The sequence below is a fragment of the Pseudomonas sp. genome (genome assembly GCF_036387035.1).
GTDB lineage: Bacteria > Pseudomonadota > Gammaproteobacteria > Pseudomonadales > Pseudomonadaceae > Aquipseudomonas.
This window is the reverse complement of sequence record NZ_DASVUM010000207.1, coordinates 1-7,399: the sequence shown is the minus strand read 5'-3', so window position 1 is coordinate 7,399 and position 7,399 is coordinate 1. Positions and strand designations below refer to the sequence as shown.

Below are 7,399 nucleotides of genomic sequence, written 5' to 3'. Positions count from 1 at the left end.
CAGGTAGAAATTGACCGCCGGATGGTACGTCGCGCCCCACTCGGCCAAGGCCAGGGAGACGCAGGTAATCACCAGAATCAACAGCGTCAGGCCGGGCTTTTTCAGCTTCCAGGCGAGCAGCAGGAACAGCGGGAAGAAAATGTAGTACTGCTCTTCAACCGCCAGGCTCCAGGTGTGCAGCAGAGGTTGTTCCCCGGCCGCCGGATCGAAATAGTCAGTGTTGCGCCAGAAGAACAGGTTGGAGGCGAAGACCGCCACCGACATGATGCTGCGCCCAAGATTCTGAATATCGCTGTCGAGCATCCACACCAGCGCAAATGGCAGCGTGGCGATGATGACGAAAAACAGGGCGGGCAGGATGCGTCGGGCACGGCGCTCATAGAACTTCAGAATCGAGAAATGCCCCTGGGCGATTTCTGCGGCCAGAATGGACGTGATCAGGTACCCCGAGATGACGAAGAAGATGTCGACGCCGACGAAGCCGCCTGAGAAAAACGTGAAGCCGGCGTGGAAAAGGATCACAGGCAGCACGGCTACCGTCCGCAAGCCGTCTATCTCGGGGCGATAGGTCAGGGCGCGCTCGGTGGCAATGGATGTCGAATTCATGGGCGCCGTTATCCGTAGTCGAAATGAGTCGAGGGGTGGGCACTCCACTGCATTCGGGGCGCTGCATGCGTTCGAGCTTGAAGATAGAGGACTGACGCTCACAGTCAAATTAATGACTTGAATCGATGGCTACAAACGTGATGTTTTTCGGGCTGCCAGAATTACGGCAGGGGGAGTTGGTTATGTACCAATGAGAAGAGACAGCCTAAGCGTTAGCGATAAACGCCATTCTTCCCGTGCCCCGCCATCGCTTCGTTGCCGCGTATGCTGATCATATGGCGCAGTTCGATCCAGTCGATGCCTTGGGCTTTGAGCTTGGGAAGTTCGCGCTCCAGCACATCCATCGTCACCGGATACGGATGGCCGATCATCACGGCCGAGCCCTGCTTGTGCGCCAACTTTATGGCCGTCTGCAGTTGGCCGTTGATGGCCTCTGCCGTGCGCTCGTCGTCGAGGAACACGTCGCGGGACACGCTGGCCAGGCCGATCTTCTGCGCCTCGGCGGCGGCAACGGTTTTGGCGCTGGTGCGGCTGTCGACCAGAAACAAATGGCGGCGCTGCAGCTCGCCGACCAGCCAGCTCATCGCGACCGGCTCGGCCGTCATGCGGCTGCCCATGTGGTTATTGATACCCGCGGCGTAAGGGACTTTCAGCAACGCGGCATTCAGGCGCGACTCAAGTTCAGGCAGAGGCAGCTCCGGATGCCAGGCATACGGCCCGGTCGCGGGATCCATCGGCATGTGCAGCATGACCGTCTTGCCGGCTTTGTGAGCCTGGCGCGCGAAGTCCGTGGCGTGAGGCGTGTCGGGCATGATCGCCAGCGTCACTGGGCCAGGGAGTGCCAGTGCGCGGCTGTCCCGCTCGGGGTTCTGTCCAAGATCGTCAATGATCAAGCTGAGATAAGCGACCTTCGGCGCTTTGCCGCCGGTCGCTGAAGGCTCGGTCGGGGCTGCGTGTGCAGCACCTGTCGTGACGGCTAGGGCCCAGACGAGCCCTATCAACCAGACGCGCATCTCAATTGCCGCGCGTGACACTCAAACCCTTGAGCAAGCTGAGGGCCTGATTCATCTGGTAGTCATCGTCCTGTGGACGCGCCTTGCCAGCCTTGGCCTTGGTGGTCGGTTTGTCCGCGCCGCCGTTGCCGTTGCCCAAGTGACCCAGCAGATCGGCCTCTTTGTAGTTGTCGCCATCGGCTTCGGCGGTCAGCTTGGCGCGTTTGACCTCGATGTCCGGGTTGATGCCCTGGGCCTGAATCGAACGTCCGTTCGGCGTGAAGTACAGCGCCGTGGTGATTTTCAGCGCGCGGTCGTTGGCCAGCGGCAGAACAGTCTGCACCGAGCCTTTACCGAACGTATCGGTGCCCATCAGGATGCCGCGCTTCTGGTCTTGCAAGGCACCGGCGACGATTTCCGACGCCGAGGCACTGCCGCCATTGATCAGCACGACCAGAGGGACGCCTTCGCTGGCGTCGGCCGGGTCTGCCGAGAAGCGCAGTTCGGAGTTGGCGATCCGGCCTTTGGTGTAAACGATCAGACCCTTGGTCAGGAAGTGGTCAGCCACCTCGACCGCGGCCTGCAACACACCCCCCGGGTTGTTGCGCAGGTCGAGGATCAACCCGCTCATCTTCTTGCCGTTGTCCTTGCGCAGTTTGGCCAGCGCCTTGCCGACTTCTTCACCGGTCTTGACCTGGAATTGAGTGATGCGGATGTAACCGTAGCCTGGCTCCAGCATCTGCGACTTCACGCTTTTGACCTGAATGGTCGCGCGCGCCAGTGTCACGTCAAAGGGGTTGCCGCCGTCACGTACCAGAGTGAGGGTGATCTTTTCGCCGAGCTTGCCGCGCATTTTGTCCACGGCCTCTTGCATCGTCTGGCCCTGGGTCGGCGTGCCGTTGATCTTGACGATCAGGTCACCCGCCTCAATGCCGGCCTTGGATGCAGGCGTGTCATCAATGGGGGACACGACTTTGACGAAGCCGTCTTCCACGCCCACCTCGATACCCAGCCCGCCGAATTCGCCGCTGGTGCTTTCCTGCAGCTCCTGGAAATCTTCCGGGCCCAGATATGCAGAGTGCGGATCGAGGTTGCTCAGCATGCCTTTGATGGCGTTCTCGAGCAGCGTCTTGTCATCGACAGGTTCGACGTACGCGGCTTTGATCCGGTCCATGACCTCAGCGAAGGTGCGCAGCTCGTCGAGCGGCAGCGGCGCCTTGATGTTCGCGGCGTTGGCGGGTGCAGCTGCGGCGGGCGCAGGAGCGGGGGCGGCACCGGCAGCGTGGGCCAGAGGCGCGCCGATAACCACGGCGATAGTCAGGGCCAGCGAGGTGAGGCGGGACGAAAACAGCATGTCTTACGAACTCCTGAGTGAGGTGTCGACTTATCCTTGAGTGCGACACCATTGGGCCGGATCACTGGGGCGACCCTGCTGACGAATAGCGAAATACAACGCCGGAGTGTCCTGACCACCACCACTGTTACCGACAGTGGAGATCGCTTCTCCGGCTTTTACGACGTCACCGGCCTCTTTCAACAGGCTCTGGTTGTGACCGTACAGACTCAAATAACCATTGCCGTGGTCGAGAATGACCAGAAGCCCGGCACCGCGCAACCAGTCGGCGAAGACCACCCGACCACCGTGCACCGCGCGGACCTGGCTGCCTGCAGCAGCACTGATCATCACGCCATCCCACTTGGTGCGCTCGTCATCGCCGCGGCTTTCACCGAATCGCGCCAACAATCGACCATCGACTGGCCAAGGAAGTTTTCCCTTCGCCTGCTCAAAAGCGCCGCCATAGGACTGACCGGCACTGGAAACCATCGCCCCGGGCGCCTTGGTGGGGCGAGACGGGGCCACGTCGCTGTTGTCCTTCGCATCGTCTTTGGCACGGCTTTTCGCCAGGGCTTCTTGCTCGCGCTGGCGTTTCTCGGCTTCCTGCTGCGCCAACAACGCTTTCTGGCGGGCCTCTTCGGCTTCCCGCGCCTGGCGGGCGAGGGTCTCTTCGATCGTCTTGAGCACTTTGCTCAGGTCAGCCTGATCCTGTTGTCGAGACTGCAGCTTCTGGTCGCGGACCTTGTAATCCTGATTCAGCTTGGCCAGCGCCACCTGACGTTCCTGGCGGACGGTGTCGAGCTGGTCTTTCTGGTCATCCAGCGAACTCTTTTGCACCAGAAGCTGCGCTTGTTGCAGGTCGATGTCTTTCTCGACGCCGGCCAGCTGACGCAGGGTTTCATTGAAGTTGCGCAACTGCTCCAGGCGGGCCTGGCTCAGGTAATCGTAATAGGTGAGGGTACGGGCGAATTTTTCGGGGTTCTGCTGATTGAGCAGCAGCTTGAGGTATTCCTGGCGGCCGCTCTGGTAGGCAGCGCGCGCCTGGATCGCGATCAGCCGTTGCTGTTCAACGCGTGCGGTCTGGAGTTTTTTTTTCTCCTGGTCGAGCCGTTGCAGCTCGCTTTCAGTCTTTTTTAGTTCCTTTTGCAGGGCCTCCACCTGCTTTTCCAGCTTCCCCATTTGAGTTTCAGTGGAGCGCAGATCTTTCTGTACGCCGGATTTCTCTTCCTGCAACTGGCTCAGCGCTTTCTTCAGTTCAGTGATGTCCTGACGCGTGGCGTCCAGCTGTTTCTGCGTTTGTGCGCGATCATCATCGGCAAAAGCCGGATTAAGCAGACACATCAAAGCGAGGGCGATCAGGGCGCGAAGCATGAGGTTGGGCGATACCAGGAGTGAAGACGGGCCTAGTATGCCCGCCGATGGCTGCAAAAAAAACGATCGGACGACGTGGCCGTCAGACATTTCATACAAAACCGGCCCGCCAGCGACTGGCGGGTCGGTTCAAGGGGCTTACTTGGCGACCAGAATCGAGGTGCCGGTCATTTCTGCCGGAATTTGCATCCCGAGCAGCGTCAGCATGGTTGGCGCCACGTCGGCGAGAACGCCGCCTTCGCGCACCTTGAGATCCCGCTTGCCCACGTAAATGAAAGGCACCGGCTCGGTGGTGTGGGCGGTATGAGGCTGGTGGGTCTGCTCGTTGGTCATCTGCTCGACGTTGCCGTGGTCGGCAGTGATCAGCGCTTCGCCGCCGACTTTTTCCAGCGCCTGAGTGATGCGACCCACGCAGACGTCCAGGCATTCAACGGCCTTGACCGCCGCTTCCATGATCCCGCTGTGACCCACCATGTCGCCGTTGGCGTAGTTGACGACGATCACGTCGTAACGTTGGTGCTCGATGGCGTCGACGATTCGGTCGGTGACTTCCGGCGCGCTCATTTCTGGCTGCAGGTCGTAAGTGGCCACCTTGGGGGAAGGGATAAGGATGCGCTCTTCGCCAGGGAACGGTTCTTCACGGCCGCCCGAGAAGAAGAACGTCACGTGGGCGTACTTCTCGGTCTCGGCGATGCGCAGCTGGGTTTTGCCGTTGTTCGAGAGGTATTCGCCGAGCACGTTGTGCAGGCCGGCCTTTTCGAAGGCTGCCGGTGCGGTGATGCTCGCTGCGTACTTGGTCAGCGTGACGAAGCCGGCCAGCTTGGCCTGACGACGACGGGCGAAGTCCGCGAAATCGTCTTCGACGAATACGCGGGTCAGTTCGCGCGCACGGTCGGAGCGGAAGTTCATGAACACCACCGCGTCGCCGTCTTCGACTGTCACCGGGGCGCCGATGCTGGTGGCTTTGACGAATTCATCGTTTTCGCCACGCTCATAAGCGGCGTCCAGCGCGGCCTTGGCATTGTCGGCGTGAAATTCCGAGGTGCCGTCGACGATCAGGTTGTAAGCCGATTCGACACGGTCCCAGCGATTGTCGCGGTCCATGGCGAAGTAGCGGCCGATGATCGTGGCGGTGCGGCCTTTGCCCAGGCGCGCGTAGGCTGCTTCCATGGTTTCGAGGTATTGATGGGCGCTGCGCGGGGGCGTGTCGCGGCCATCCAGGAATGCGTGCAGGTAGATCTTCTCGGCTCCACGCTTGGCGGCCAGCTCAACCATCGCCACCAGGTGATCTTCATGGCTGTGAACGCCGCCGTCGGACAACAGGCCGAGAACGTGCACGGCCTTGCCGGCGCCAACTGCTTGATCGACTGCATTACAGATGGCGGGGTTTTCGAAGAACTCCCCGTCGCGGATCGCTTTGGTCACGCGGGTGAAGTCTTGATACACCACGCGCCCGGCGCCCAGGTTCATGTGGCCGACTTCAGAGTTGCCCATCTGCCCGTCAGGCAGACCGACGTCCATGCCGGACCCGGAGATCAAGCCGTTTGGCATGGTCTGGTACAAGCGATCGAAGACCGGCATCTTCGCTGCGTAGACCGCATTGCCGTGGTGGCTGTCGCTGTGACCGAAGCCGTCCAGGATGATCAATACCAAAGGTTTAGGCGTGGTAGTCATGAATCCCACTCTTGGCTAATAGGTGAAGTAGAAAAAAGATCGACAGTTTAGGGACAAGTTCAAATCAGCGACAAGCTAAACGGCGTACTGCCGTACGGGCTTTGGCCCACCTTGGGGGCTGTGTATACTGGCCGACATTTTAACGCCCTGGAACCTGATGATGGTTGCTCACCTGATTGAATTTGCCACGAATCACTATCTGCTGACGGGTGCTTTCGTCATCCTGCTGGGCCTGCTGATCGCAACGGAGCTTAGCAAAGGTGGCCGCAGCCTGAGCACTGGCGAATTGACCGCCCTGGTCAACCGCGATGAAGCCGTTGTCATCGACGTGCGTGCCAAGAAGGAATTCACCGGCGGTCACATCGTCGGCGCCGTGAATTTCCCGCAGGACAAAATCCTGACCCGCACCGCGGAGCTGGAGAAATTCAAGCCTAAAACCCTGATCATCGTCGACGCCGCTGGCCAGCACGCCGGCCATACCGCACGCGAACTGCTGAAAGTCGGCTTCAATGCCGCCAAGCTGTCCGGCGGGATTTCGTCGTGGCGCGGTGACAACCTGCCTCTGGTGAAGTGAAATGACCGACGTCGTCGTCTACTCCAGCGATTACTGCCCTTATTGCTCCCGCGCCAAGTCGCTGCTGGCGGGCAAGGGTGTCGGCTTCCAAGAGATCAAGGTCGACGGCAAGCCACAGATTCGCGCTGAAATGACCAAAAAATCCGGGCGTACCTCGGTGCCGCAGATCTGGATCGGCTCGGTCCATGTCGGCGGCTGCGATGACCTTTTCGCCCTGGAGCGTGCCGGCAAGCTCGATAAGCTGCTGAGCGCCTGAATTCGAACCGGGTTGTGAAAACGATCGTTTTTTGCACAGCCCGCAAGCCTACAAGACCTCACAACAAGGATCTGAGATGACTGATCAACCGAATAACGGCGCCACTTCCAACGAAGAAGAAGCACCGCAGTTTTCCCTGCAACGCATCTACGTCCGCGACCTGTCGTTCGAAGCGCCAAAAAGCCCGGCAATCTTCCGCCAGGAATGGACCCCGAGCGTCAGCCTGGACCTGAACACCCGCCAGAAGCAGCTGGAAAATGACTTCTACGAAGTCGTGCTGACCCTGTCGGTTGAAGTGAAGAACGGCGAAGAAATCGCCTTCATCGCTGAAGTGCAGCAAGCCGGTATCTTCCTGATCAAAGGTCTGGACGCCAGCTCGATGAGCCACACCCTCGGCGCGTTCTGCCCGAACATTCTGTTCCCGTACGCTCGCGAAACCGTCGACAGCCTGGTTGTCCGTGGCTCGTTCCCTGCGCTGATGCTGGCCCCGGTGAACTTTGACGCCCTGTACGCCCAAGAGCTGCAACGCATGCAGGAAGCCGGTGAAACACCAACGCCGACTGTTCAGTAAGCGTTATTGCGGCACAAAA

General features: G+C 60.1%; 8 protein-coding genes. 3 read left to right on the top strand and 5 right to left on the bottom strand.

Annotated features, from left to right (window positions below; genetic code table 11):
* The 5 genes from VF672_RS19575 to gpmI form a co-directional block, all read right to left on the bottom strand.
* On the bottom strand, positions 1 to 606 hold a 606-nt coding region (locus VF672_RS19575), incomplete at its 3' end, for an acyltransferase (protein ID WP_331106193.1).
* A gap of 212 nt (positions 607 to 818) precedes the next feature.
* The gene (locus VF672_RS19570) at positions 819 to 1,619 is read right to left on the bottom strand and encodes a divergent polysaccharide deacetylase family protein (protein ID WP_331106192.1); all 801 of its coding nucleotides are present in this window, start codon (positions 1,617 to 1,619) and stop codon (positions 819 to 821) included.
* A 1-nt stretch (position 1,620) separates the two neighbouring features.
* Entirely contained in the window at positions 1,621 to 2,952 is a 1,332-nt protein-coding gene (locus tag VF672_RS19565) for a S41 family peptidase (RefSeq protein ID WP_331106191.1), read from the bottom strand.
* Between the two features lie 30 nt (positions 2,953 to 2,982).
* Positions 2,983 to 4,305 (bottom strand): murein hydrolase activator EnvC, encoded by a 1,323-nt coding sequence (locus VF672_RS19560; RefSeq protein WP_331106190.1) that lies wholly within the window; start codon positions 4,303 to 4,305, stop codon positions 2,983 to 2,985.
* Between the two features lie 138 nt (positions 4,306 to 4,443).
* Positions 4,444 to 5,979: a 2,3-bisphosphoglycerate-independent phosphoglycerate mutase gene (gpmI, locus tag VF672_RS19555; RefSeq protein ID WP_331106189.1), complete on the bottom strand. Its 1,536-nt coding sequence runs from the start codon at positions 5,977 to 5,979 to the stop codon at positions 4,444 to 4,446.
* A 160-nt stretch (positions 5,980 to 6,139) separates the two neighbouring features.
* Here gpmI and VF672_RS19550 point away from each other — a divergent pair, with 160 nt between their 5' ends.
* The 3 genes from VF672_RS19550 to secB all read left to right on the top strand — a co-directional run bounded on the left by VF672_RS19550 (position 6,140) and on the right by secB (position 7,380).
* A complete protein-coding gene (locus tag VF672_RS19550) occupies positions 6,140 to 6,553 on the top strand; it encodes a rhodanese-like domain-containing protein (protein WP_331106194.1) in 414 nt (137 codons plus the stop codon).
* A gap of 1 nt (position 6,554) precedes the next feature.
* Positions 6,555 to 6,809 carry a glutaredoxin 3 gene (grxC, locus tag VF672_RS19545; RefSeq protein ID WP_065987377.1) on the top strand — a complete coding sequence of 85 codons (255 nt, stop codon included), beginning with the start codon at positions 6,555 to 6,557 and terminating at the stop codon, positions 6,807 to 6,809.
* 76 nt (positions 6,810 to 6,885) lie between these two features.
* Positions 6,886 to 7,380, top strand: coding sequence for a protein-export chaperone SecB (secB, locus tag VF672_RS19540; RefSeq protein ID WP_331106188.1), 495 nt, complete (start codon positions 6,886 to 6,888; stop codon positions 7,378 to 7,380).
* The last annotated feature ends 19 nt before the right edge of the window (positions 7,381 to 7,399 follow it).